General features: G+C 39.4%; 20 protein-coding genes and 2 pseudogenes. 3 read left to right on the plus strand and 19 right to left on the minus strand.

Going from position 1 to position 26806, the window contains the following annotated elements:
- Nucleotides 1-150: 150 nt before the first annotated feature.
- The 3 genes from H6F47_RS08955 (at nt 151) to H6F47_RS08965 (ending at nt 5299) form a co-directional block, all read left to right on the plus strand.
- On the plus strand, nt 151-2307 hold the full coding sequence (locus H6F47_RS08955; protein WP_137669090.1) for a cation:proton antiporter: 2157 nt from the start codon (nt 151-153) through the stop codon (nt 2305-2307).
- A 574-nt stretch (nt 2308-2881) separates the two neighbouring features.
- The gene (locus H6F47_RS08960) at nt 2882-3817 is read left to right on the plus strand and encodes a UDP-glucuronic acid decarboxylase family protein (RefSeq protein WP_190648652.1); all 936 of its coding nucleotides are present in this window, start codon (nt 2882-2884) and stop codon (nt 3815-3817) included.
- Nucleotides 3818-3907: 90 nt separating this feature from the next.
- Nucleotides 3908-5299: a UDP-glucose/GDP-mannose dehydrogenase family protein gene (locus H6F47_RS08965; RefSeq protein WP_190648655.1), complete on the plus strand. Its 1392-nt coding sequence runs from the start codon at nt 3908-3910 to the stop codon at nt 5297-5299.
- A gap of 292 nt (nt 5300-5591) precedes the next feature.
- Here H6F47_RS08965 and H6F47_RS08970 read toward each other — a convergent pair whose 3' ends face one another.
- The 19 genes and pseudogenes from H6F47_RS08970 to H6F47_RS09055 all read right to left on the minus strand — a co-directional run.
- Nucleotides 5592-6386, minus strand: a complete 795-nt coding sequence (locus tag H6F47_RS08970) for a DUF2993 domain-containing protein (protein WP_190348348.1) — start codon at nt 6384-6386, stop codon at nt 5592-5594.
- 987 nt (nt 6387-7373) lie between these two features.
- Nucleotides 7374-9608, minus strand: coding sequence for a polysaccharide biosynthesis tyrosine autokinase (locus H6F47_RS08975; protein ID WP_190648658.1), 2235 nt, complete (start codon nt 9606-9608; stop codon nt 7374-7376).
- A gap of 377 nt (nt 9609-9985) precedes the next feature.
- Nucleotides 9986-10167: pseudogene (locus H6F47_RS08980) on the minus strand (Uma2 family endonuclease); the annotation flags it as partial.
- Nucleotides 10168-11025: 858 nt separating this feature from the next.
- Nucleotides 11026-11826 (minus strand): nucleotidyltransferase domain-containing protein, encoded by an 801-nt coding sequence (locus tag H6F47_RS08985; protein WP_162501954.1) that lies wholly within the window; start codon nt 11824-11826, stop codon nt 11026-11028.
- A gap of 89 nt (nt 11827-11915) precedes the next feature.
- Nucleotides 11916-12752, minus strand: a complete 837-nt coding sequence (locus H6F47_RS08990; protein WP_190648661.1) for a Uma2 family endonuclease — start codon at nt 12750-12752, stop codon at nt 11916-11918.
- A 490-nt stretch (nt 12753-13242) separates the two neighbouring features.
- On the minus strand, nt 13243-15087 hold the full coding sequence (locus H6F47_RS08995; protein ID WP_242027365.1) for a nucleoside-diphosphate sugar epimerase/dehydratase: 1845 nt from the start codon (nt 15085-15087) through the stop codon (nt 13243-13245).
- Between the two features lie 310 nt (nt 15088-15397).
- Nucleotides 15398-15994, minus strand: coding sequence for a YdcF family protein (locus H6F47_RS09000; RefSeq protein ID WP_190648667.1), 597 nt, complete (start codon nt 15992-15994; stop codon nt 15398-15400).
- 109 nt (nt 15995-16103) lie between these two features.
- Nucleotides 16104-16223 (minus strand): annotated as a pseudogene (locus H6F47_RS28840) (DUF2887 domain-containing protein); the annotation flags it as partial.
- Nucleotides 16224-16354: 131 nt separating this feature from the next.
- Nucleotides 16355-17092 carry a sugar transferase gene (locus H6F47_RS09005; protein ID WP_190648670.1) on the minus strand — a complete coding sequence of 246 codons (738 nt, stop codon included), beginning with the start codon at nt 17090-17092 and terminating at the stop codon, nt 16355-16357.
- Nucleotides 17093-17098: 6 nt separating this feature from the next.
- Nucleotides 17099-18037 (minus strand): transketolase C-terminal domain-containing protein, encoded by a 939-nt coding sequence (locus H6F47_RS09010; RefSeq protein WP_190648673.1) that lies wholly within the window; start codon nt 18035-18037, stop codon nt 17099-17101.
- A complete protein-coding gene (locus H6F47_RS09015) occupies nt 18034-18906 on the minus strand; it encodes a transketolase (RefSeq protein WP_199291107.1) in 873 nt (290 codons plus the stop codon). Before H6F47_RS09015 ends, H6F47_RS09010 begins: the two co-directional genes overlap by 4 nt.
- Nucleotides 18848-19795: an aldo/keto reductase gene (locus H6F47_RS09020; RefSeq protein ID WP_190648676.1), complete on the minus strand. Its 948-nt coding sequence runs from the start codon at nt 19793-19795 to the stop codon at nt 18848-18850. Before H6F47_RS09020 ends, H6F47_RS09015 begins: the two co-directional genes overlap by 59 nt.
- A gap of 74 nt (nt 19796-19869) precedes the next feature.
- The gene (locus H6F47_RS09025) at nt 19870-20799 is read right to left on the minus strand and encodes an FkbM family methyltransferase (protein WP_190648679.1); all 930 of its coding nucleotides are present in this window, start codon (nt 20797-20799) and stop codon (nt 19870-19872) included.
- 60 nt (nt 20800-20859) lie between these two features.
- Nucleotides 20860-21672, minus strand: a complete 813-nt coding sequence (locus H6F47_RS09030) for a TylF/MycF/NovP-related O-methyltransferase (RefSeq protein ID WP_190648681.1) — start codon at nt 21670-21672, stop codon at nt 20860-20862.
- Between the two features lie 77 nt (nt 21673-21749).
- Nucleotides 21750-23018 (minus strand): glycosyltransferase family 4 protein, encoded by a 1269-nt coding sequence (locus H6F47_RS09035; protein WP_190648683.1) that lies wholly within the window; start codon nt 23016-23018, stop codon nt 21750-21752.
- Between the two features lie 68 nt (nt 23019-23086).
- Complete coding sequence (locus tag H6F47_RS09040) at nt 23087-23890, minus strand: methyltransferase domain-containing protein (RefSeq protein WP_190648687.1); 804 nt, start codon at nt 23888-23890, stop codon at nt 23087-23089.
- A gap of 196 nt (nt 23891-24086) precedes the next feature.
- Nucleotides 24087-25172 carry a UDP-N-acetylglucosamine 2-epimerase (non-hydrolyzing) gene (wecB, locus tag H6F47_RS09045; protein WP_190648690.1) on the minus strand — a complete coding sequence of 362 codons (1086 nt, stop codon included), beginning with the start codon at nt 25170-25172 and terminating at the stop codon, nt 24087-24089.
- On the minus strand, nt 25169-26260 hold the full coding sequence (locus tag H6F47_RS09050) for a glycosyltransferase family 4 protein (RefSeq protein WP_199291108.1): 1092 nt from the start codon (nt 26258-26260) through the stop codon (nt 25169-25171). The genes wecB and H6F47_RS09050 overlap by 4 nt, the downstream gene beginning before the upstream one ends.
- 39 nt (nt 26261-26299) lie before the next feature.
- Nucleotides 26300-26806: hypothetical protein (locus H6F47_RS09055; protein ID WP_206755143.1), on the minus strand; the 507-nt coding region annotated here is incomplete at its 5' end.

A 26806-nucleotide genomic window follows, 5' to 3' on the forward strand; every position in this document is an offset into this window, starting at 1 on the left:
ATAGGGAATAGGTAGCGAGCAGGGAGCGACAAAACTTCAACATTTAACATTCAACATTCAGTATTCAGTGTATAACTCCTGAGTCCTGGAAATTTTTGAACTCCTAATAGCTGATAACTGACAACTGATAACTGATAAATGTTTTTTATGATGCCACTTGTGTCACAAGTTCTGACGTTAGATCCAACCTTTCAAGTTCTAGGACCAGAACCTATTGTTCCCTTGGCTATTTTACTGTTAGTTATTTTTGTTATACCTATCCTCTTTGAGCGACTAAGATTGCCAGCATTAGTAGGTTTGGTTGGCTCTGGAGTGGTACTAGGTCCATCAGGTTGGCGCTTATTTGAACCTGAATTGCCAATGATGGCCTTGCTATCAGACATTGGGTTAGTTTACTTGATGTTTATCACCGGATTGGAATTTAATATCCCACTTTTCCGTCAACAGCAAAGTCGTTCCTTAATATTTGGTGCTTTTAGTTTCCTTTTACCCCTGATGCTAGGAACATTAGGAGGACGATTTTTGGACTTTAGTTGGCATAGTTCTATACTAATAGGCTGCTTCCTGTCTTCTCACTCTCTTTTGGCATATCCAATTATCAATCGTTTGGGATTGACAAATAATCAGGCTGTGACTATGACAATGGGAGCCACAATTTTTAAAGATATCGGCACACTGCTAATCTTAACTGTTGCTATCACCAGCTTTCATGGTGGGTTATCCAAATTTTCTCAACTAATAACTATATTAGGCTGGGTAATAATATACTTCATGATAGTGTTAGTCGGTTTTGATTGGGCGATCCAAGAATTTTTCCGCCGTTCTGGGGATGAGGAGGGTAACAAGTTTTTGTGTGTGTTGATGTCTGTATTTCTGGCAGTTGTCATTGCACAACTGATGGGTTTAAACAAAATTGTGGGCTTTTTCCTGGCAGGTTTAGCCGTTAATGAAGCTATAGGCGAAGGACCAGTTAAAGAAAAATTAATATTTATCGGCAGTGTTTTATTTATTCCTATTTTCTTTATTGACTTAGGTTTAAGGATTGATTTACCTAGCTTCTTTGCTGGGTACAGCACAATCAAGTTATTACTATTAATTTTAGTGGGTTTGATTGTCGGCAAATTTATGGCATCTGTGTTGGCAAGGTTGGTTTACCGCTATAGTTGGCAGGAAACACTAACTATTTGGTCACTATCTCTTCCCTTGGGAGGTACAACATTAGCGGTGGCTGTAGGGGGATACAGGTCTGGTGTACTGTCAGGAGAGGTATTAAACACTGCCATTATCTTGGTGCTGATTACAGCGACTTTGGGACCTTGGCTGACAAGTCTCATGGCTGCTGGGTGTGCTGTGAATTTGACCTGTTCATCGGTGGAAGAAGTATCACCAATTACTTTTTCTCAGCAGCAATCACAATCATCTCAGGGTAATTTTACTATCATCGTACCTATCCAAAATCCCCAAACGCAAAAGTATTTGATGGAAATGGCGGCCTTATTAGCCTGTCAATCCCAGGGTAAAGTTTTACCATTAGCGATCGCTCATGCTACATCTCAAATGGATGCACCCCAGTTAGATACCGCTTGGCAGCACAGTGAAAAGTTATTGGCTAAAGCCATTGCACAAAGTCAGTTATTAGGCGCACCAGCAGAACCATTACTGAGAATTGATGATGCTTTCGCTCCTGGAATATGCAGGACTGCTCGTGAACAAAAAGCGAATTTGATTATTATAGGTTGGGGTAAACGTACTGGTTTGCGGGCGCGTTTATTAGGGAATGTCATTGATAATGTGCTTTGGGCTTCCCATTGTCCAGTGGCTGTGGCACGTCTGGTAGAATCACCAAAAAAAATTCAGCGTATTTTAGTGCCGATAGAAAATTTAACCACGCCAGCACTTACACCTGTACAATTTGCTCAAACCTTGGCAGATGCTAATCAAAGCCAGATTACTCTTCTCAATGTTTGCGATCGCCGCACCAGTGCTAGTCAACTTTCTGCCAGAAGAGAGCATTTATCCCAATGGGTATCTAATTTAGCTGTGCCAAATCCACCAGAAATTCAAATTTTTACTCATGAAAATCCTGCTCAAGCTATTTTACAGGCTGCAAGATTGTATGATTTAGTTGTATTGCCTTTTATCCGTAATCGTACTATCCCTGGAGGGTTAGCTATGAGTGATGTTACCAGCGAATTAGCTAGGCAACTTACCTGCTCCATAATCATTCTGGGAGAACCACAACGCCATCATACACTTGCTTTGTCAAATATTAACCACAATAAAATAGCGGTTTCACAAAAATACTAACCACAATTCTGCTATATAAAACCTAGACAAAACTAGACTTTACTTTCTACTTCAACGGGAGCATGGGAGCAGTTATCCCTCAGTAGACTTTCACGCCTTAGCCAGACGCGATTGTGTTCCAATTAAGTTTCTGAAAAAGAATACCACCATCATTGCTTGGTTTTCGCGTCGGCAATAGTCTCAATTCAATACTTGATATCACCGTATTATATATCAAGTAGTTGATTTTTTCCTAAAAATATATTGATTTTTGTTAATACAAGTATAGTTTTGTCTATGAAATTGTCAACTTAGGACTTGCTCATTATTTAATTCATCATCACTGGCGACACTTCTTGTAAAAAAACTTGACATTTTTTAGATTATGTTGAAGATTTGATGAAAAATAACAGAAAATTCCAAATTCATTTAGAAGATAAAAGAAAATCAATAATAATTTTGTACAGGCTCTGTGGGAAAATTGCTTAATCTACTGAGAGTTATTTTCCTTAACTATGTATTAATATACTGAAGCCGGGTAATCTAAAAATAAGGATAATACCCCTGGAAATATCTAGAAAATAATTGGGAAACTATGAGAATTTTAGTGACTGGCGGTGCTGGGTTTATTGGTTCTCATCTGATAGACCGACTAATGGCTGATGGACATGAAGTTATATGTTTGGATAACTTCTATACGGGAAATAAACGCAATCTCCTCAAATGGTTCAATAACCCTTATTTTGAGATGATCCGTCATGATATTACTGAGCCAATTCGCTTAGAAGTGGATCAAGTCTATCATTTGGCTTGTCCTGCGTCTCCTGTGCATTACCAATACAACCCCATTAAAACCGTCAAAACTAATGTGATGGGAACCCTGAATATGTTGGGGTTAGCTAAAAGGGTGAAAGCGAGATTTTTATTAGCTTCCACCAGTGAAGTTTACGGTGATCCAGAAGTGCATCCCCAAACCGAAGATTATCGTGGTAGTGTTAATCCCATTGGCATCCGTTCCTGCTACGACGAAGGTAAAAGAATTGCGGAAACTTTGACATTTGACTACTACCGAGAAAATAAAGTTGATATTCGTGTAGCTCGAATATTCAACACTTATGGACCACGGATGTTAGAAAACGATGGTCGGGTAGTCAGTAACTTGGTTGTGCAAGCATTAAAGGGAATTCCTTTAACTGTATACGGTGAAGGTTCACAAACTCGCAGCTTTTGCTATGTATCTGATCTAGTTGAAGGTCTAATGAGGCTGATGAATGGTGATTACATCGGACCTGTAAATCTGGGTAATCCTGATGAATACACTATTTTAGAACTGGCACAGACAGTACAAAATATGGTTAACCCAGATGCAGAAATTAAGTTTGAACCCCTACCTTCCGATGATCCTCGTCGTCGTCGTCCCGATATTACCAAGGCAAAAACTTTATTAAATTGGGAACCTACCATTCCTTTACAAGAAGGGTTAAAACTAACAGTAGAAGATTTCCGTCAACGTATCAAAACTAATGATTAGTCTATAATCAGTTCTCATTAGTCATTTGTTAACCAACAACTCATGACTAATAACCAATGACTGATAATAAAAAAACGAGGAGTTTAAAAAATGCGTGTTTGTGTAATCGGGACTGGTTATGTGGGTTTAGTCACAGGAGTTTGTTTAGCTTATATTGGTCATGATGTCATCTGCATAGATAACAACGAAGAGAAACTAAAGTTAATGAAATCTGGGCAGTCGCCAATTTTCGAGCCTGGACTTTCGGAAATTATGCAAGCTGCTATTAATAGTGGAAATATTCAATTTTCGTCGGACATGGCTGGGGGAGTTGCCCACGGGGAAATTCTGTTTATTGCTGTGGGAACTCCGCCATTACCTAATGGTGAAAGTGATACCCGTTATGTGGAAGCTGTAGCGCGTGGGATTGGAGCTAATCTCAATGGCGGTTATAAGGTAATTGTGAATAAATCTACAGTACCCATCGGTTCTGGTGACTGGGTACGGATGATTGTTTTAGATGGTATTGTTGAACGTCAGAAGTCATTGGTGGCGGTAGGTGGTTCATCTGCTGAGGAAAAACCACCGGAAATTTCCGCTCACTTTGATGTTGTGAGTAATCCAGAGTTTTTGCGGGAAGGTTCAGCAGTTTACGACACCTTTAACCCGGATCGGATTGTTTTGGGGGGGAACAGTCAACGGGCGATCGCCATGATGAAGGAACTTTATGCTCCGATTGTAGAACGCAAGTTTGCTGTTGATCAGTCTTTACCACCTGTACCAGTGCTGGTGACCGACTTGAGTTCAGCAGAGATGATCAAATATGCTGCCAATGCTTTTTTGGCAACTAAGATTAGTTTTATTAATGAAGTGGCAAATATTTGCGATCGCGTTGGTGCTGATGTTACCCAAGTAGCAAAAGGTATTGGTTTAGATTCCCGAATTGGTAACAAGTTCTTGCAAGCGGGCATAGGTTGGGGTGGTTCTTGCTTCCCCAAAGATGTATCAGCACTAATTCACACCGCTGATGATTATGGATATGAAGCCCAGTTACTCAAAGCTGCTGTGAGTGTGAATGAACGTCAGCGTTTGATTGCTTTGGAAAAATTACAACAAGCTTTAAAAATCCTCAAAGGTAAAACTGTGGGACTACTCGGTTTAACCTTCAAACCCGATACAGACGATTTACGGGATGCTCCTGCACTCAACTTGATTGAGCAACTCAATCGACTGGGAGCTAAAGTCAAAGCTTATGACCCGATTATTTCCCAAACAGGTATGCGTCATGGTCTTTCAGGAGTATTGGTAGAAACCGATGCCGAAAGACTGGCTGATGGCTGTGATGCTTTGGTACTCGTTACCGAATGGCAACAGTTCAGCACTTTGGACTATGCAAAAATGGCAAAATTAATGAACCACGCCGTTATGATTGATGGTCGTAACTTCTTGGACCCGGAAACGATGGTAAGAGCGGGTTTCCAATATGTAGGTGTTGGTAGATAAACGGTGATTGGTGATTGGTGATTGGGGACTGGTGATTGATGATTGGGGAGATGGGGAGATTACAGCTATTTTCAGGTAAATAAACCACATTTTGATTTAGGTTTCGCGTCAACAATGTAGGGGCGTTCGCGAAGCGTGCTGGAAGCATCAGCATTCGGATGATAGTCTTAGGTAAAAACCGATAATTAATTGTCCGAATGCTTCGCCCTTACTGTGGTCTAAAGACATGAAAACTGCTGTAATAAGCCAATCAACTATCAACTATCAACTATCACCTCTCCCCCAATCCCCATTAACCACTTTTAGGAATTCGTTCTATTTCTGCATATCCACTAAAAATCAATCTTTGACCTTCGGTTTCTAAACGATTAAGTCGCATTTTTACACCATCCAGGTCAAAACGGTCTAAATCGACCATATTATCTAAAATTTCTACCAGTGCCATGCTTAAAGTTTGGGAGGTTTCCCGTTGTGCTTCTGGTACTTGTTCTAGTTCAATTTTTGGATCTTTAAAAGAAACTCGTCGCCGTCTTTCAATACCTATACTTAAAGTCATACTCAGGGGTATGACTTCACCGTTATTTAAGTCAGCTTTAGCTAGAAGATGTAAGCGATTTCCCGGTAATAACTGTATTTGAACGTCGGTAAAGGAAACTGGTTCACCACCTGAAATTGCTGTTAAAGCTGGTTCAGAAAGGTTGAGAAGTCGCTTTTTCACCAATTCTGCTTGGAAAGCTTGATTAATACCTGCTTCTGATAATATTACTTGCGCTACTGCTTGGGTGGGTTGTTTAAGGTTGAGTTTGCCGCTCAAAACCGAACTAAAGTCAATGGCAACCGCATCGGTTTCAAAAGACATTTCTTCAACAGCGAAGTCTCTCCGAATTACTAGGCCACGACCGCTCATTTTAAAGCTATCAATGCTGCCTTGCAACAGTTTGCTGGAGGGATAGCAGCGCACAAAGACTTCTACTGACTCGCTCTGGGTAAACAGGTGGCGAATCGTTTGGCTGGCGACTGTGTTGAGCATTCGCTCTCCCCAATCTGTGCCTTTGGGATCTGTTAAACCAGTAAGTCCGCCTAACATTAGGTTTTGGGTCTCTAGAAGTTCTTTGTACTTTTGTAACAAATTGTGAACAATTCTGCAAGCGATCCCCAGATTTTTTGTTCTAATAGGTTTGAGCAGGATAACTGATGCTTTGCTTTACCGGGAATTTGAGATTTGAGATTTTAGATGAAAAAATTTGGTATGGGAAAAATCGTAACCCCCAAATCCAAAATTTTTGAGCTTCTACACTTTAGAGGGTGTTTAAAAAGGGTTTGCTGAAAAAGTCTTTTCGTTAGGGCTAGGAGTCAGGAGTCGTAGGGGCGAAGCATTCGGACGACCAATTATCAATTTTATGAAAAGGCTATTTTCCTGTAAGGGCGAAGCATTCGGGCGATAAATTATCAATTTTTATCACAAGTTATTTTCCGAATGCTTCGCCCCTACTTCGCCCGTACAGGAGTCAGGAGTCAGGAGTCAGGAGGAGAATTAAAGACATTTTTTCATTTCTGTCCGCCCAGAAAAGTGCAAGGTTTTTCAGACTCAAGACGCTATAACGAAAGCACCTACCGTCTTTTTTATGAGCCTCAAACTCTTTATTCATCAAGGTTTTGAGTTTATTCAGCAACCCCTAAAAAGTTTTGAATGGTGATATTAGACACTTGTATTTGTCCCTATTTTGTTATTGCGATTATATACGGAGGTATATTATATTGGTGTAATGACAAGACTTGGCGGGCAAGGTATAAAAAAATTACAAATAAGATTAACTGGCCTATGGCTAACGCCACACTGCGCTATCGGGCGAGGCAGAAGGCAGAGGGCAGGAGGCAGAAGGAAAAATTTTGAATTAAGAATAAAGCCTTTTTGACTCGCCCATTTGGTTTTAAGTCCCCCGCCATAATCTAGTGATTTGGTGAGCCAGCACTGCAAGAAGGTTTCCTTCTGTAGGTGACTGGCGAACCCGCAAGGGCGGTCTACGATTAGAGGTGGGTTTAAATCCCCCACTAAGAAAGCCTCCTGCCTCCTTTAAGATTTTCTAGCTTCTATACCAGTATTATAGTAGTAGTCACTGTAATAATTATGAAGCTGATTATTTTCACCGTTAGCAACCACACCTAAGACATTGATAGGAAAGAGTTTCAGACTGTCCTGAAGTTGCATCACTGCTGATTTGTCGGTTTTGTCCATTCTCACCACCAGCAGCGTACCATCCGTTTGTGGAGCTATCAGTCTGGCATCAACTATTTTCAGGATGGGAGGAGCATCATAAATCACTAAATCAAAATTTTCGTGCAAATATTCCATCACTTGCTTCATTTTATCCGATGAAAGCAATCTTACAGGATCTGGTGGTTTATCGCCAGCGGTAATCACTGATAACAAACTCATATCAGGTAACTGTTGCATCACCTGCTCAACTGGTATATTTGATGTGAGGACATTGGTTAAACCAAATAAATTTTTTAATCCCGATATGCTGTGAATCTTAGGGCGGCGCAAATCACCATCCACCAGCAATACTCTTTTGCCCAAGGCTGCTGCTGTTTGAGCTAGATGGAATGCAACCGTAGTCTTTCCATCTCCAGGCATCGTGGAAGAAATAGTTAAAGATCTAATCGGTTGATCAGAATTGAGCAACTGAATATTAGAGTAAAGAACCTGTAAAGATTCCCAAAATAAACCTTGTCCATAATAGCCATAATAACTTTTCTTGCTCCTCTGGTAGAAAAGTTTAGACAACCAAGAATCAACTTGAGGAAATTTTCCTGATTCAGATTTGGAAGTGGAGCGATTATTGTAAGCAGATTGGTAATCTTTGATGCTTTTGTCTATGGGAAGAGTTCCCAATAAAGGTAGTTTGATTTTCTCCTTCAGGCTGTCGACATCATGAAAGGTATTGTCGAGTTTTTCCAGCAGGAAGGCAATACCCACACCTGCTGCTAAACTGCCAAATAATCCCAGAAGCAAATTTCGAGGGATGTTTGGCAAAACAGGATCTTCTTTTTGATTTGCTGCTTGTGTTAATTCCCAAGGTAGTTCTGTTTGTGCTACTTGAATTACAAGGTTTTCACGGGCTTCTAAAAACCGATTCAGGCTATCATTGGCTATTTGCAAGTTCCGCTGAATTTCGGTGTATTGTCTGGCTAAGATGGGTAGTTGCTTAAATCTTTGCTTGGTTTGCTGCTCTACTCTGGCTAGTTCCTGGCTTTGTACCTCTAGGTTCTGAAGCACACTGGTTGCTTCAGCTAATTTTAATCCTACATACCGCCTTTGTTCATCTTCTATCAGAGGCAAAAGATTCTGCTTTTTCTCTTCTAATACTTTTATAGACGGGCTATCTGGTTGAAACCGTACTAATTCTCCAGATAACTGGGCTTCTAATTGACGTAATTGAGTGATTAATTGACTATATATAGGGGCTGTATTTAATGTTGCTTGTTGTCCTTCTGGGGTTGATAAGCTAACATAAGTAGCTCTGGCTGCGGCTAAGTTTTGCTCAATTTTTAGTCTTTCTTCTGCTAATTTTTGCAGTTGTTCTGCCACATGATCGGACTGATGTTCTGGATCAATAAAATCATACCTTTGTCTGAATATTTGTAGTTGTTTCTGCAATTGACCTACCCTATTTCTAATGGCAGGTAGTTGTTTATCTACAAATTGCACTCCCTGAGTTAGTTTGGTTTTGCGTTTTTCTAAGCTGTATTTCAAATAGAAATCGGATAGTGTCTTTAATACTAAGTCAATTTTTTGAGGTTCTTGATGTCGATAGCTTATTTTTATAATTTTGGTTTTACCTAGACGACTAATCTTTAAATTTTTCATTAGTAAATCATAGGTGAGATCAGGATAGGAAGATTGTATCTTTGGCAGAACTTCTTTCATCAGTTCCTGGCTTATAAGCACCTCAATTTGGCTTTCGTAATCTAAGGCAGAGTTATTCATCACACTAGACTCTGGCAGAGGTACTTGTCCTAATAAATTACTATCACTATTCACAGGCTCAACTAAAAGCTGAAAATTACCTTCATAAATATTTTCTGCTTTAAGTGTGAGGTAAATAACAGTAGACATCACCACAGAGACAACGCTGATGATAACCAATGCTCGTCTCTTGATAACAGAAAAAAAGTCTTTTAAGTCTATATCATCTTCCTCGGTTTCAAATGAGGGAAAATTCTGAGGAGGCAAGGTTTGAGGTGCAATAATGACTCTGCCATTTTCATTCAAGGTTGAGTTTATGCTAGAATTATGATTGTTCATGGATTTTAGATCAAATGATTTTTTGGGTTAAGTATTTTTTTGTATTTTTGTAGCATTCTAAGCTTTTATTCAGCTAAATTTTATGGCTCTCCTAGACTAGATATGACCATTTAACACTTAATACTTGGTTAAATTCATTATGTATCAATAGATTCAAGAAAATCAAAATCAATTTTTATTAAATCTATTATTTTTGATTGATGTAATCGTTATAAGCTAATGGTTTTAACCGTTGTTTTTTATTAAATTACCATAGCCACTCTAGGAGAGCCAATTTTATAATCCTAAGAGACTTTTAAAACATCTTTAAATTCCTTTAAATTTCATCTAAATTCACTCCCAAAGCTCGCAGTTTTTCCGCTAGTTTGTCTGCTCTGAAATTCGTCTGGCAACCCTGGTTCCTCTGGATTTTCACTAGGTAAATCATACATCTTCGGCAAAGTTTCCCAGGGTGGACGGGGATGAATGGTGGACTCTAATTCTTCCTCATTGTCACCCTCACTGGGTAAATCATACATGGTGGGCAGGTTTTTTGCGGGGGTACTTCACTTTGATACATGATTCATTACCTCCTGTGTTTCATTATACAGCATTTTCCGTTATGATGAGGTACAGATATTAATTATTAATGATAAAACCCTTGTAGCACAGGCATACTTCGACACCGCCCTTCGACACCGCCCTTCGACACCGCCCTTCGACTGCGCTCAGGACAGGCTCAGGACAGGCTCAGTACAGGCTCAGTACAAGTTGCTCAGTAGAAGCTAACTAACCGCTCAGTACAAGTCTTGCCTGTTCATATTGTACCTCATGTAGATGGAATGTGCTGTATCTCTACGGTAATTGAATGTGGGTAATTTGAAACCCTTTCTAGAACACCGATTCATTAATCGTAAGGGCGTATAGCATTCGGACGGAATATGAACTGGTTTCAGCGATAGGTTATCACCCGAATGCTTCGCCCCTACAACTTATGACAAATTAATACATTCTATTTTGGAGAGGTCTAATATATCTAGCTTTTGTCTTTATTCAGCAAGCCCTAATTATTGATTTATTATTTATTTAGGGTTTGCTGAATAAACTTAAAACCTTGATAAATCAAGGGTTTCAGGTGGAAAATCAGGAAAAAAGTGCAAGGGTTTTGAAGGGTATACCGGAAAAAGTGTGCATTTTTTGGGATTTCAAGAGATGGCAAAGAAATTTTCAAATCTCCTCCTGACTCCTGACTCCTGACTCCTGACTCCTATGCCCTCACGGAAAGACTTTCTCAGCAACCCCTATTTATTTATAGCGTTTCCCAGTCTCATGAGGTACACCCTAATTTATTTACTGTTCCCAATTCCCAATTCGCAATTCCCAATTTCCTAAGATAAAAAACTCTGTACCTCACTAGCTTGGTAAATGCTATATTTATTTATTTTGCTTGAGATTCTAACCATTGATTAAAAAGTGCGATCGCCTCTTGGATTTTGACGATAATTATTTCTGTTTGTTGGGCTAATTCTAATACTCTTTCTTTTCGCAATTGCAAATTATAATTATGACGTGCTAAATGTCTAAATTTCCGATAATCATTTAATTGTAATAATAGTGAACCTTGCCAGACAGGAGGACGATTTTCCCCACCAATTTCTGCCATTTGTAACAATAGTTGTTCATGCCAATTTTCGGCTTTTGGCATTCCCTCATCTAAAGTAACAGCAATTCTTTCACTAATTCGCTCACAGGCTGTGTAAAAATCACAAATATAGCTAGATAACGCAGGAGTGAGGGCAATTTCTGGAATACTTTCTGCTTGAGCAATTAATTGCTTTAAAGCTTGAAAATTCTGCTCTAAAGCCATCATCTCGTCTTCAATGCGAGTTTTTAAGGCTAAATATTTATTAGTTGGCATGAGTTTTTCTTTGAGAATCCGAGAACGGATAAAATCTGGTAGTTCTTCTAATGCTACCAAATCTATTTTTAACCAATTAGGTGCGATTTTTTCTAGAAGAGAATATGCCTCCCATTGTTGCTTTTCCGACATTCCTGTCACTGCTAAATCTAAATCAGATTGCCAATGCCAAGGGCTTTCTCCTGATAAAGAACCAAATAATATTACTTCTTTTGCTCCCTGTTCTAGGAGAATTTGCTGACATTTTGCGGCTGTTTGTAATGCTTCTTGTTTTCTTTGTTCTAGAGTTTGATTGCTGTTTTCTGTATAAATGTTCTTCATATACAGCACATTCCATCTACATGAACATTAAAGCTGAACTAGGCTATTAGCCAAGAAAATTATTACCTGGCTTGCTTGTTTAAATTCCTTTAAATTTCATCTAAATTCACTCCCAAAGCTCGCAGTTTTTCCGCTAGTTTGTCTGCTCGTTGTTTTTCTTGTTCTGCTCGTTGTTTTTCCTGTTGTGCGCTTTCAGCAAAAGTAGGAATCCAATCACCATCCTCATTATACCAACGTAGCCACAAACCTTCTGTACCTTGATATTTTCCTGACCAAACCCCTACTCCTAATTGCAATTCAGGAAACCAGAATTTTGGTTCTACCAGTTCCACTGCTTGATATTTTATGCCCATGAGTTGAAATACTCGGAGGCGATTTTCATATCTATCGAAAATAACATAGTAGGGCGATCGCAAATACTGTTCATAAGCTTGCCATTTTGTCGGTGGTTTATTCGCGCTTCTTGATGTTTGTCCTAAATCTTCTGCTTCTGTACCTGGTGATAATAATTCTACGATTAAAAATGGCGCTAGTCCTTCTTGCCAAATGACATAACTCCAGCGCATATCCTCTTGTTTTTCTGAAGCGGGTACACCTAACACTAAAAACCAATCTGGTCTTTTATACCATGCAAAATGGCGCACATCATAATATAAGTTTAAATCCGTACCAATGAACATTTCTTCCTGGGGATAAACAGGAGATTGGCAGGTTTCCCGTAATAATTGTGGTTGAAAGTCATGAAATTCGTCTGGCAACCCTGGTTCCTCTGGATTTTCACTAGGTAAATCATACATCGTCGGCAAAGTTTCCCAGGGTGGACGGGGATGAATGGTGGACTCTAATTCTTCCTCATTGTCACCCTCACTGGGTAAATCATACATGGTGGGCAAGTTTTTTTGCGGGGGTGCTTCACTTTGATACATGATTCATTACCTCCTGTGTTTCATTATACAGCATTTTCCGTTATGATGAGGTACAGATATTAATGATAAAACCCTTGTAGCACAGGCATACTTCGACAAGCTCAGTACAAGTCTTGCCTGTTCATATTGTACCTCATGTAGATGGAATGTGCTGTATCTCTCCGGTAATTGAATGTGGGTAATTTGAAACCCTTTCTAGAACACCGATTCATTAATCGTAAGGGCGTATAGCATTCGGACGGAATATGAATTGGTTTCAGCGATAGGTTATCACCCGAATGCTTCGCCCCTACAAGGTAAAAACAAATTACCTAGCATTACTGAATCGACGTTCTAGGGACAATTCATGAATTGTCCCTACATGAATTGTACCTACATTCATTTTCACCAGATGTCTAATAAACATCTCCGGTAATTAATGGTTGTAGAGAGGTTGCATACAACGTCTCTACAAGCTTCTGGAAGTCCCCATGGGGAGTGTCAAGCAGATTTACTCAGCAGATTTACTCATCAGTTGGGATGATAACTGTGGAGAGTAATATTCAGGAACCAGGACGTTGAGCAGAGATAAGAGAGTATCTTTGTCTTCTTCTTGGGCTGCTAAGAAAAGCTGATACAGATATGGCTCTAGCTTTGTCCAAGGTATCATTGCTTCCTGGGCGGAGTAAATTTTCGGATGTATAGTTTTTTCAACATTCTCTTCTTCAATCAACAACTCTTCATAGAGCTTCTCTCCTGGACGCAAACCTGTGATTTTAATCTCAATGTCCTTCCCTAAAACTAGACCACTGAGTTCTACCATTTGCACCGCCAGATCGTAAATTTTTACCGGTTCCCCCATATCCAAGAGGAAAACCTCTCCCCCCTCACCGAGAGCGCCAGCTTGAATGACCAGGCGAGCTGCTTCGGGAATGGACATAAAATAGCGAGTAATTTCGGGATGGGTAATAGTAATCGGTTGTCGCTGTAAAATCTGTTGTTGAAATCGGGGTACTACTGAACCCGTGCTATTTAACACATTACCAAACCTGACCATGAGCAAACGGGTGTAGGTATCCGGCTGTTTTGATAAAGCTTGCAAAATCAACTCAGCCACTCGTTTGGTTGTTCCCATCACACTGGTGGGTCGTACAGCCTTATCGGTGGAAATTAAGACAAAAGTCTTAACTTTACACTCATTGGCCGTGCGCGTAGCTACTAGTGTACCGTAAATATTGTTAATCACCCCTTGGGCAGGGTTCATTTCTACTAAAGGAACGTGCTTGTAAGCCGCAGCATGATATAAAGTATCAATATTATATTCTGTAATTACCTGTTTCAGGCGTTGGGCATCAGTTACTGAGCCTAAACAAGCAGAAAAAGATAAGTTAGGGTAGGTTTCTCGTAACTCTATTTCAATGTTATATAGTGCAAATTCATTTAATTCATATAGAACTAGGTGGCGGGGTTGTTGTTGAGCAATTTGACGACAGAGTTCTGAACCAATAGAACCACCCGCTCCTGTGACTAAAACAGATTTATTTGTGATGTTGACTTGCAGTAACTTGGGATCTGGGAGAACTTCTTCTCGTCCTAAAATATCACCTATATTGATTTCCCGGAGTTGCGCAATGGAGACTTTACCTGATATGATTTCTGCTAGAGTGGGTACTGTTTTCACTTCTATATCTAGAGCTTTAAGTTCCGCAACAATTTCTTGCTTTCTTTTGGGCGTTGCTGATGGAATTGCTAAGAGTACTAGCTGTACCTGGTACTTGTTAATGAGATATTCCAACTTCTCAGGGCTATAAACCTGAATGCCATTAATCGTATGTTTCCATAGTTGTGAATTGTCGTCCACAAAGGCTATAATCTCAAAGTTGTTATCCAGAACAAGTGCTTGGGATAGTTGAAATCCAGCTTGTCCGGCTCCATAGATAATTACTGGTTGCAGGAGTTGCTTGCTATCTGCTACACTACTAATGGGTTGAGATGGGAGTTTTAATCTCAGGGGGGAACTCAAACCATATAACAGCCATCGGGCTATGAGTCTGACTGTGACTATTAAAATTAGTGTGATTAAAGTATCTACTATCTGAACAGAAATAGGTAGGAAATTGATCCGGAAAATCAAATTCAGGATGATCAATCCTCCTTGTCCCAAAATAACTGATTTGAAGGCTGTATATAAAAAGGCAAATTCACTGTATTTTAGTACATTTTTGTACATTCCCAGTAGGGAAAATAACAGGATTTTTCCGGTAATCAGCGGAATAATAGAAGGGAGATATTTACCTAATATATCCAAAGGAAATAAACTGTGGGAATCTATGGAAAATGCAATATAAATTGCCAATAAAAATAGTAGAGAGTCAGTTAAATACAGAATCAGATGCTTTTTTGTTCTTGATGAAGTTTGGAAAAAATAGGTAATATTTTTGATAAAAACAGTTTTTTTCAAAAGACTAAGCAGAAAATATGTTATTCGCATAGTTATGGATGGGAAAGTGTGATCAAACAGTTTAAAATTAAATTTGTCACAAACTAAGCATTCATAATGAAATCCCCGACTTTTCGGAACACTTGTACATTACCAAAAGTCGGGGTTATTTGGGGTATATTTTTAGTAAATTGACTTAGTAAATTGACTGAGTAAATTGACAAATTTATGATCTGCTATTACCTGTCGCCGATTGCAAGCGGGGATTGAAACTGGCTCCGGTGCGCCCGGTAACTAGCCAAACCACTGAGCGCCCTATGTCCCTAGCAATACGTGTTCGAGCTTCTCTCTGAGAGCTTTGGGAGGGGACGGGGACAGGAGTAAAGGCGATTCCCTGACTACCAAAGACAATAGTGGCGATCGCCTGGGAGCGGGGCATATGGTAGTCTGAGGTGACGAGATAAACGTGGCGAATATTATTTTGTTGCAAAGGTGCAACCATTGTGGTAAAATTAGTTACTGTATCTGTGGCGCGGTTGTCGTAATGGATGCGATCGCCTCCCTGTAGCTTTTGATTGTGAAGGTCACCTAAGATGCTGCTGATTTCCGGGCTGCCCACGGAAACCCAAATGGGAAGGTCAGGGAATTTTTGAGCCATTTCTCGGGTGAATTTGGCTCTGCTGTTTTCCCCACTGAGCATCAAGATGGCTTGGGGGTGGGGACTTTGTTGACGTGCTATGGCTAGACGCAGGGGGATAGCACTGGCTATAGTGAACATTCCCAAGCAACCAGCTAGGGTCAATAGGCGCAGAGGTTTGAGCATATCCATGTATGAGATTTCAGCTATATGCCTATGTTAGAGGCAAATTTTTGATCTGAGATAATTTCCCGCAGATATCTTGTTATCTCACCTTTACTTAAGATTCTAGCCACTGGTTAATCACAGGGGCGCAGTATTCAAATTCACGGTCTGAAGGGATTCCTGGTATAAGTTCGGCTAGGATACCTGGTTAAGTTAGGAATATACGGTAAAATAGCTTGTCTGTTTTCATTTTCGTTGAGAGCAGCGATCGCACCAGCACTAGTATAGGTAGGCGATCGCCTGTTTACTCATATTTGGTTGGTACTGTTAAGTTATAAGTTTTTAAGTTATAAGTTTTAAGTCCCAACGGGCATTCAATATTCAATATACATGCTCACGAGAGATGACAATTTCTGTAGCTCCCGGTGGAGGAAAAGGATAAAGCTCTGTTTGTCTAGAGGCAATTTGAATAAGTTGCCTGTCTACCTGCAAATTTACTAAAATTTTGGTAACTTCTCTTAGTGCTAATCTGCGAGAGAATATGCTCATGACAGTAATTAGAATCAGTTTTATATCCAATATAAATGACTGATTTTCTATATAAATCAAGCTGAATCTACTCTTCCAAGGACGAACTAGCTGATTATAAGCAATGTCAGGATCTGAGTGGTTTCTCAGTATTTCACCGAGATCGGAGAAAACGATTGAGGATATATCTGTAATACCAGGCTTCACGGAAAGTAATTTCATTTCTGTGCTTGTGTACAGGTTCACTTCTCGTCGCACATTCGGGCGTGGACCTACTAAGCTCATCTCCCCTTTGAGGACATTCCAAAGTTGAGATAGTTCATCCAGCTTATACCTGCGGATAAAGTGACCAACCCGCGTAATTCTCGGATCATTAGCTGAAGTTGAATCAACCCCTATACGATCAGCATTAACAACCATTGATCGCAACTTGAGCATCTGAAAAGGCTTACCTTTGAGACCAATTCTAGTTGCTACATACAAGGGAGAACAAAAGTCCTGCAACCAAATCAGAGTACCTGCAACCAGGAAAACGGGAAAACACAGAAGTAATCCAATTGTAGAGGCAACTGTGTCAAACAATCTTTTCATATGTTTTTATTTTTGTTTATCGGTTGAATTTAAGCTCATAAGAAGTTTGTTATATATGTGTTCAGCACTCATTTTGTATTGCGATCGCAAATAATCTTGACTGCCCACAAGAGACGAAAAACAGTCTGGTAAACCTATTCTGCAAAAAATCTGAGGAATAATACCGTTTTCCAAACAAACTTCCGCTACTGCTCCCCCTAAGCCACCTTGAATGGTATTTTCTTCAATTGTCACAATACCTCCTGTGTTTTTAGCTGCATCAAATATGACTTCTTTATCCAGTGGTTTCAGTGTATGTAAACTGATAACGCGAGACTCTATTCCTTTTTCCGCCAATAGTTTTGCAGCTTTCAAGGTTTCATTGAGGATACCACCAATACTAATCAATGTGATGTCACTACCATCACGCAACTTTCTAGCTTTACCTAGTGTAAATACTTCTTGATGTTGATTAGTCATTCCTGCGCTGCTTTTATCAAGTCGCAGGTAACATGTGCCTTGGGTATTGGCTAAAGATGAAGTAGCTTCAGACGCTTCCCAGTCATCTCCAGGAGCAACTATTGTTATATCTGGTAAGGCTCTGAGAATGCTCAAATCTTCAGTAGCATGATGAGAAATTCCCAATGCACCATAGCTAAAGCCGCCACCCATACAGACAATTTTCACATTGGCGTTGTGATAACAAGCATCATTGCGAATTTGTTCTAAACAACGCAGTGTAGGGAAATTGGCAAGGGAATAGGTAAAGGGTATTCGTCCTTCCAACGCTAACCCCGTCGCTAAACCTGTTAAGTTTTGTTCTGCTACGCCCACATTGAGAAATTGTTTGGGGTAACGTTGAGCAAATTTCTCAAAGACTCCAAAACCAAGATCACCAGTGAGTAGCATTATTCTTGGATCAGACTCCGCTAATTCCAACAAACGCTGGATAAAAGCATTTCTCATAGTTGTGAGTTCAACTCCTGTAGAGCTTTTTCATATTCTTCTCCTTGGGCGGAACGATAATGCCAAAGTACAGAATCTTCCATAAAGGAAACTCCTTTCCCTTTAGTGGTGTGGGCAATGATGCAATTAGGTTTGCCAAGCTCAAAGGGAATTTGTAAGCAAGCCGATTGAATTGCTGAATGATCATGTCCGTCAATTTCTTGAACAGCCCACCCAAAACTACGCCATTTGTCAGCAAAGGGTTCTAAGTTAAGGGTTTCTTTGATCGTTGTAATACTTTGAAGCTTATTGTAATCTATGATTGCAACTAAGTTATCAAGATGATGATGAGCGGCAAAAAGAATCGCTTCCCAGTTAGATCCCTCATCACACTCTCCATCACTGAGTAAGACAAAAACCCTATGGCTGAGGTCATCAAGTTTAGCCCCATAGGCCATTCCCGCACCGACAGGAAGTCCATGTCCCAAGGAACCGGTGGAAAACTCAACACCGGGAATACCCTTATGAGAAACATGACCACTAAGGTCAGAACCATCTTGATAATGAGTGTTTAGTTTCTCAACAGGGAAAAAGCCCCGTTCTGCTAGAACTGCGTACACTCCTGCTCCGGCATGGCCTTTGCTAAGTATAAAACGATCTCTTGCTGACCAAGTTGGGTTCTGAGGGTCAACCTGAAGAATTTCCCCATATAAGACCGCAAGAATATCAGCTATGGAGAATACAGAACCAATATGGGAGCTTTTTCCCAAACTGGTCATTCTCAGTGCGTGTTTACGGATTTGCTGTGCTAGTTTTTCACTTCTCACTTTTCTAATAGTTTTGATTGGAATTAAGGTATTCTTGATCTTGTTCTGAGAGATGCCAACCAAAGGCAGCAATGTTCATCTCAGTTTGCTCAGGAGTTTTAGCACCGACAATGGCAGCGGACACACCAGGTTGGTCAAGAAGCCAGCGAATGGCAACCTGTGATACTTTTTTGTTATGAATTTCACTTAATTTGTTTAACTTGTCAATTATTGACAAGTTTTTTGCTAAGGTATCTGGTTGGAAATGGGGTAAACGATGCCGACGATCATCTTGACTGAATTTTGTGTTTACATCATACTTACCCGTAAGTAGGCCTTGTGCCAGTGACCCGTAGGCAAAGACGTTAATGTGTTCTGTAAGGCAGTAAGGAAGTAGTTCTATTTCTGAGCTACGGTCAACCAAGTTGTATTGCAGTTCAACAAAGGGTATTTTATGCCAGCTATGAGCTTGCTGTAACAATGGCAGGGGAAAATTAGAAACTCCAAAATGTTGGATTTTGCCCATTGATTGACATTTACACAGTGCTTCTATGGTGTCTTCAATGGGAGTGTTGGGATCAGGCCAATGAATCAAATAGATAGGAATGCAGTCAAGTTTTAGCCGCCTCAAACTATTTTCCAATGCAGTGATGACTCTATGGGGGCTGGAGTCAAGAAAAGTATGAGCGCGATTTTTTCCTAGGGGAGGTTGCCAATTAACCCCAAACTTGGAGATAATAACGACCTCATGTCTTTTAGCTCCCAAAATTTCTGCTAGTCTTTCTTCCGCCCGACCTAAACCATAGACATCGGCAACATCAAAGCAGTTAATACCTAAGTCCAAGGCTTTAGTCACGGCTTGCTCTAGTAGTTGCTCATCAACTTTTCCCCAGTCAGTCCCCCCAAGGGGTTCACAACCAAAAATGATTCGGGAAATCATCATTTCTGTGCCAAATAGGCTTACCAAATCCATGGGCAACACTTTTGTGGGTTTAGTTGTTTAGTTGTAACTTTTTTGAGGTGGTTCACAGCACAAATCTCAGTACATTAGTCTAGAGGAAAGTTCATATTCTTGACCAGGATAAAATTAGAACCAGACCCCTGCATTTTAGTTTCCTGTTGAAGCTTAATCTGACTAAATCTCACTGAGAGGTCAGAAAATGAAGATAAGGAAATCACTGAACCACCGGATATTTCGTAAATAGCATCGGCATCAAGGGATTTCAAATCATCAAGATATTCCTCCTCACTGATTCCAGCAGATTCAATTAAATAAGGGCAATGCTCAAAGAACAAAATAAAACCTTTTGCACTTGATAGTATAAGCTTCATTCCTTTGATTGCACGAGGTTCATTACCTTGAATGTCCATTTTGATAACAAACATTGATTCATAATCAACACCTGTTGATCGCAATAAACTATCAAGGCTCATACTGCTAACTTGATATGAATTCTGGACTCTGATTGGTGCAGTAGTAACCTTATGAGTCCTATTATCAGCGGAAGATCTTGCATTAATAAAAATTGTTTCTGTACTAGAAGAGTCACCAATAATCAAGTTGTGTACATCAACACCGACAAATTGATTTGTAGTAAGCGACTTTTTAAGAGCATTAAAAGGCCTTAAATCTGGTTCAATTGCTATTATTTTTTTTATCAAGCCAAATCGATATAAGTCTGCTGCTGCAAGACAAAAAGCTCCGTAGTTAGCACCAACATCAATTACATAAGTCCCTTTGTTGTAAATTATTGCCTTTAAGAAAGCTGTTATTTCAGTAAGTTCATACCTTTCTCTATCGGTAAAATATTTGAAGGAAGCATTATCACGGTAGTCTAGTATCATATAATATCCACTAATATATATACTATTACCAAAAGGCAACATAAAAATCTTAATTGGAAAAGTCAAAGTCGCAATTATATCACGTAACCAGAAAGGCGACTGTCGGTACAAAGAAAATAAATGCTTTATCATTCCTGGACTCCTAATCGGTTTTCTACCTTCTAAATCTAAATAACCAGTATAATGAGTTGATTACTTCTCGAACCATACTCCTCCTCGTCCATCGGCTTTGAGGGGATGAGTGATATTGTGAACAGAGCGAAATTCATCAACAGCTTTACGGGAACCAAAACAGGTAGCGTAATCATCGACAATGATCAAACCGCCAGTAACCACAAGGTCATAAAAGTTTTCTAGAGGTACTTTGGTTGACTCATACCAGTCCCCATCTAGTCGTAAAACTGCTATTTCACCCACTTGCTGACGATAGGCTGGAACAGTATCTTGAAACCACCCTTTAACCAGATGAGTTTCTGCTTGAGGAAAGCCCAGTTTGTCAAACATAAGTTCACTGACTTGTTCTATATTTCCTAAACAGGAGCCTTTGGGGAGGGGACGGATAAAGTTACCCGCTTTACCTCCTTCGTAATCTTCAGCAGTGGGTTCTGGTAAGCCTTCGTAGGAGTCAAATAACCATTTTTGTCGCGTCTGTTGACCCAGTAATCTATTAGTTAAAGCCATCATTGCCGATGTTCCACCCTGGGCAACGCCACACTCTACAATTGCCCCGGGTAGATTTCTCAATTCAGCTAATGCAGTTACTTCAAAAGCATTTTCTAGAGCCTTACTACCGCCCATTGTGTAGGGTAAGAGTTTCCAAGTAAGAGATGTTTTCATCCTGAGAGATTTATCTCCATAAATACCAGCGGCGAAAGCTTTGACTCCATAAAGATAGCGAAGCAAAACTTGATAAGTGCGGTAGAGGAAATCGTAGACTAACTTATAGATACTAGCAGGTAAGATTTTAGCCAAAATAGGAATTATCAATTTAGCTATTTTAGCCACAAGAGATGGATTGTAATTAATGTTAGAGACGGTGGAGATATGGGAGTTTGGCATATGTATCACTGATGTAACTTCTACTAATTTTCTGATGAAACAAAGCTTTCTAGGTATTCAGCCAATTGATTGTAAACAACTTTGGCATCAAACAAGTTTTTAAATGTCGCGATGGAATTTTGTTTCATTGTTTCTAACCGTTCGCGGTTTTTTGATAATTGATCGAGTTCAGAAGCTAGCAATTCTGGAGAATTATGATAGCTAAAACCACATTCATATTCATGAATGATATCATAAAGACTACCGTTATCCAGACTTAATGCTATTGCCAAACCACCAGACATGTATTCAGCCGGCTTATTGGGAATATTGTTAACATAGTTAATCGAGTTAATGTAGGGTGCCAGTCCAATATCTGCTATTTTTAATAGGGTTATAATTTCATGTTTACCAATCCAACCTGTAAAGTGAATATTACTGAGCTTGGCGGCCTTATTTTGCCAAAATGTAAGCTTTACTCCAGAACCACAAATAATGAATTTTGCGTTTGAATTTTTCTCTTGTAAAATTTTGGCGGCCTCTATTATTGGCAATAAGTCATTAGTTTTACCAAGAGTACCTACAAAGATTACCAAAAGACAATCGCTATTTTTCTCAATTCCCTGACTTTGCCAAAAATTATAAGAAAATTCTTCTTGCTTCTCTATTAATTCCTTTTCCGACCAATACCCCATCCTAAACACCCTATCATTTGTATTTCTAGATCGGTCAGCATGAGCAATTCCCCAATCGATAAAAGCATCAGTCAAACCAACAATACCCGTTGCATGACTACAGGCTTGTTTTAATTGCCACACCATGGGAATAAAAGCTAGACTCAGCAAAGACCTAAGGTAAGTCGGGAAAAAGTCATAAATTACGTCTGGCCATAAATCACGAATATCGAGAACAACTGGAATACCGAACTTTAAACCGTACTGGACTGCTTCCCTCGCCAATTCTATAGTTGGAACAGAAGCCAGAATTATATCTGGTTTATCAGTGTCTTTATAAGCAAGTAATTTAAACTTTCTTGCTATCAAAATGTTGTCTATTATCCTGGATATGGAAAGGTTTTTTTGATAACCAAAACCTCGGACATATTGGATATGATAGTTATTCGACACTTCTACACGAGTATCTGTTTTATATCTATGGCAATGCTTAAAATGATTAAAAGTTGATGTCCACCATATAACTGTATGGCCGCGTTCAGCCAGCACCTTGGCAATCATACCTGTTCTCATAATTCTAGAATCGCCAAGGCCATCATGAGGTGTAGATTCGGAGCGTTGAATAAGCCAAATTTTCATAAATTAAGTTGAATAAATTATTGCCATGTGATTTATACTTGCTTATTACTTATAGAATAAGGAAGAAGCTAAAAATGAGAAACGATCCATGCTGATGTAATACCAAGTATCTCTGTATCTTTTTGGGAAAAGAAAGAGTCTAAAGTGATTTCATTGAGAGAACTCCTGGCATCCAAACTTTCATTTACTTCATCTAATAAAATTGAACTGTCTAAGTCTAAAAATAATTTTATAAAATCATCGTGGCGTAATCTATTCATATACATATATCTATTACCAGCAATTCTATTCCATTCACTATCCGAAAATTGCAAAAAGTTAATAGCAGAAATGGATTTATCTGAATGGGAAAAGTGATCGCTGTAATCTATTTTGTGTACAAACAGCCCATTACTCTTTAATACTCTTTTACCCTCCTTGATAATTGCCTTAATTATGTCTGGTGGAATATGCTCAAAGACAGTATAGGATGTGTGAAAGTCAATGGAGTTTGAGGGTATGCTCAGTTGGGAAGCATCCCCCGGTGCGATATAATCAACATTAATAAATTGTAATAAATCCTGCAAATTGAAGGGGGATTGAGTGAATTCAATCAGAAGATTTAAGCGATTATTGACAATACGGTTCTCAAACAAATCTTCAATTTGAGTAGCATGATTTTTGATATATTCTAAATCTGCTTTAACAAGTTCCTCTTTTAAATAAGGGTTTAAATCGACAGTAATAATTCTTTCTGCTCCTAACAGCCAAAATGCTAGAGGAGTATTAATCCTCCTTCCTGTACCTACCTCTAAAAATGTAGTCCCTACAGGTGATTGACCGACATTTTCAATGTGTTTACAAGTTTCCATCCCCGCTTGTAGTCTGCTCATGGGATTAAGCTTATTCTTTTTTAAAGAGCCAAAGTTTCTTTGTATCCAGTAATAGGTAGAATAGGAGATATTTGGGGGGAGAAGACTGACTAGATTCTGTATTTTGGCTTTTAATTTCCAGTTCATAATTCTGTTAGAATTGTATAAACTAATTGGTTAACTGAGGTAAGACTAGGTAAAAATTAAATTGTAAAAGTTACATCTTTTGACTGAGTATTTCTACTATTTTGTAGCTGGAGTTACCACTCCCATAAAGTTCTTGCGAATAATCAAATTCAGAGTTATAAATATGTTTTTCGGCATCTATAATCTTCTCAAAACTAGCCCCTGTTAATATATTCACACCACCTTTCACTAATTCCACCCATTCGGTCTCATCGCGTAAAGTAACACAGGGCTTACAGAAAAAATATGCTTCTTTTTGCACTCCACCGCTATCAGTAAAAACTCCCTGACAATGACTTAACAAAGTAATCATATCAAAATAACCTACAGGCTGTAGAAACCGAATATGATTAAATTGTGTCTGTTCTAATAACTTGCGGGTTCGGGGATGCAAAGGGAGAACCACAGGAGTTATTTGAGAAATCAAGTTTAAAGCTTGCAAAATATCATCAAGACGATCAGGGTTATCTGTATTTTCCGCTCTGTGAATCGTAGCTAGATAAAATTGACCATTTAGTTCACTGATTAACTGGTTGGTGGCATCGGTGGCTTGGGCAATATTCCGGTAAAACAGAGCAGCATCATACATGACATCTCCAACATGACACACCCGGTTTGAACTACTGTCAACAATTCCTTCCTGTGCTAAATTAGCAATTGCAGTGTGGGTGGGACAAAATAACCAATGAGAAATGTGATCAGTAAGAACTCGATTAATTTCTTCTGGCATTTGGCGATTGAAGGAACGTAACCCCGCTTCCACATGAGCTACAGGAATATGGAGTTTAGCCGCTGCCAATGCCCCAGCTAAGGTGGAGTTAGTGTCACCATATACTAGAACTACATCGGGGGTTTCCTTCAGCAGCACTTGCTCAATTTTTGAGAGCATTTGACCGGTCATTGCGCCGTGGGAACCACCGCCAATTCCCAGATGATATTGGGGTGAGGGAATTTGCATTTCGGTGAAAAAGACATCAGACATATTAACGTCGTAATGTTGACCGGTATGGACTAGGATTTCTTGAATATGGGAGTCTGAATATTCCTTAATGGCACGGGAGACCGTTGCGGCTTTGATAAATTGTGGTCTAGCTCCCACAATGGTCAAAATTTTCATGGTTGGGTTGGTAAAATCTCTTGGTAAAGGGATAGTAGTTTTTGGGCTTCCTGCTCCCAGTTATATTTAGTTTCCACTGCTTCGCGTCCATTTTTCCCCATTTCCGCCGCAGCTTGGGGATGATTGATTAAATATTGGATAGCTTCGCTAATTTCTTGGGGATTGAGGGGATCAACACAAATCCCACAGTTATTACCTTCAATAATTTCCCGCCAGAGGGGAAAGTTAGAGGCAATGACTGGAATCCCCGCTGACATGTACTCAAACATTTTTACCGGAAGAGAATCCAAATAATTAGTTGTAGGATGAAGAACAACTAAACCAGCTACTGAGCGAGATAAAACATTAGCAACCTCTTGCCTGTTTAATTGGCCTAGTGATCGAACATTTTGCCATCCAGTTAAAGACTCTGCCTTAGCTTTTTCACCTGCATTGCTAAAGGTTCCCCCCAGTAGTAAGGTGGCATCTGTCATACCAATAGCTTGCACCATTTCCAAGATTCCTCGAATTTGGCAAATACCCCCCACGTAACAAACGCTTTTTTCCTTTTCCGGTGAAGACGATTCTGGTGTCACTAATTCTGTTAATATAGGGTAGTTATTAATGTCAATAGTTAAGGGATTTAACTTTAAAAATCGCTGCCGAATAAATGGTGTAGCGGTAACAATGGCATCAAACTTGGGGGCAGCGAAATTTTCCAGTTTTTCAATTACCCAGCTAATTGTAAATCTGATCAGATGAGGTATATAATCTTTGCCCAAGGTTTGACGGGGGACATCCTCATGAACATCATAAATAACTTTTTTACCTTGCAACTTGAGGAGTAACCCAACGGGAATTAATTCAGGATCGTGGAAATGATATATCTGGGCATTAACTTTTAAGGCTGCGCGATAGACATCATAAACTGTTTTTGTAAATCGTAAGATGCGACTACCTTTCAGCTTTGTTACTCCTCTTAAATTAACTGAGTTTTTAATTTCATTAGGAGCATTGGGAGCCACTAAATACACTGTATAGTTTTTAGATAAAGATTCGCATTCTTTTAAGAAGATGCGAGTATCTTGCCACGGGTGAACGGATGTCATCTGACAGATTATTGGTGAAGTAAGATTTATCATGTATTATTAAGAATAGACACCTGATTTTTTACCCGTTGTTTTTTCAACGAATTTCTGAATTTTTTTGATGATTCCGTGATATAAATCCCAATTATTAAAATCTGTGTAATGACGATTGGGAAGCATCATTAATTGATTAAAATCATCACGAGAAATCCGCAGTTTTTTACAAAAGAAAGTAATATCAGTTTCTAATTCATCTGGATGATATAGAGGCTCTTCTAATTTAGATAAAGCATCCGACCTAGACATTTGTCCAGAGACAATCAAACTAGAAAGATGAGGGCGGCGGTTATCATGGCCAAACTTGACAGGTAAATAATAGTTTTGGAAGAACTTAGTAAATAAAGACTCACCATGCTTTCTCCCGTAAACACGCCAGCCAATTTTTTCCTGCAATTCCACAATTGCCTTGCCTTTGTGATAAGGAAGATAATTTAACGGGCGTACAACCTGCATCTTTTTAATAAATGGATACCCCAAGTAATAATCAAAAAAACTAATTGTGTGATA

This window comes from Sphaerospermopsis sp. FACHB-1094 (genome assembly GCF_014696195.1).
GTDB lineage: Bacteria > Cyanobacteriota > Cyanobacteriia > Cyanobacteriales > Nostocaceae > Sphaerospermopsis > Sphaerospermopsis kisseleviana.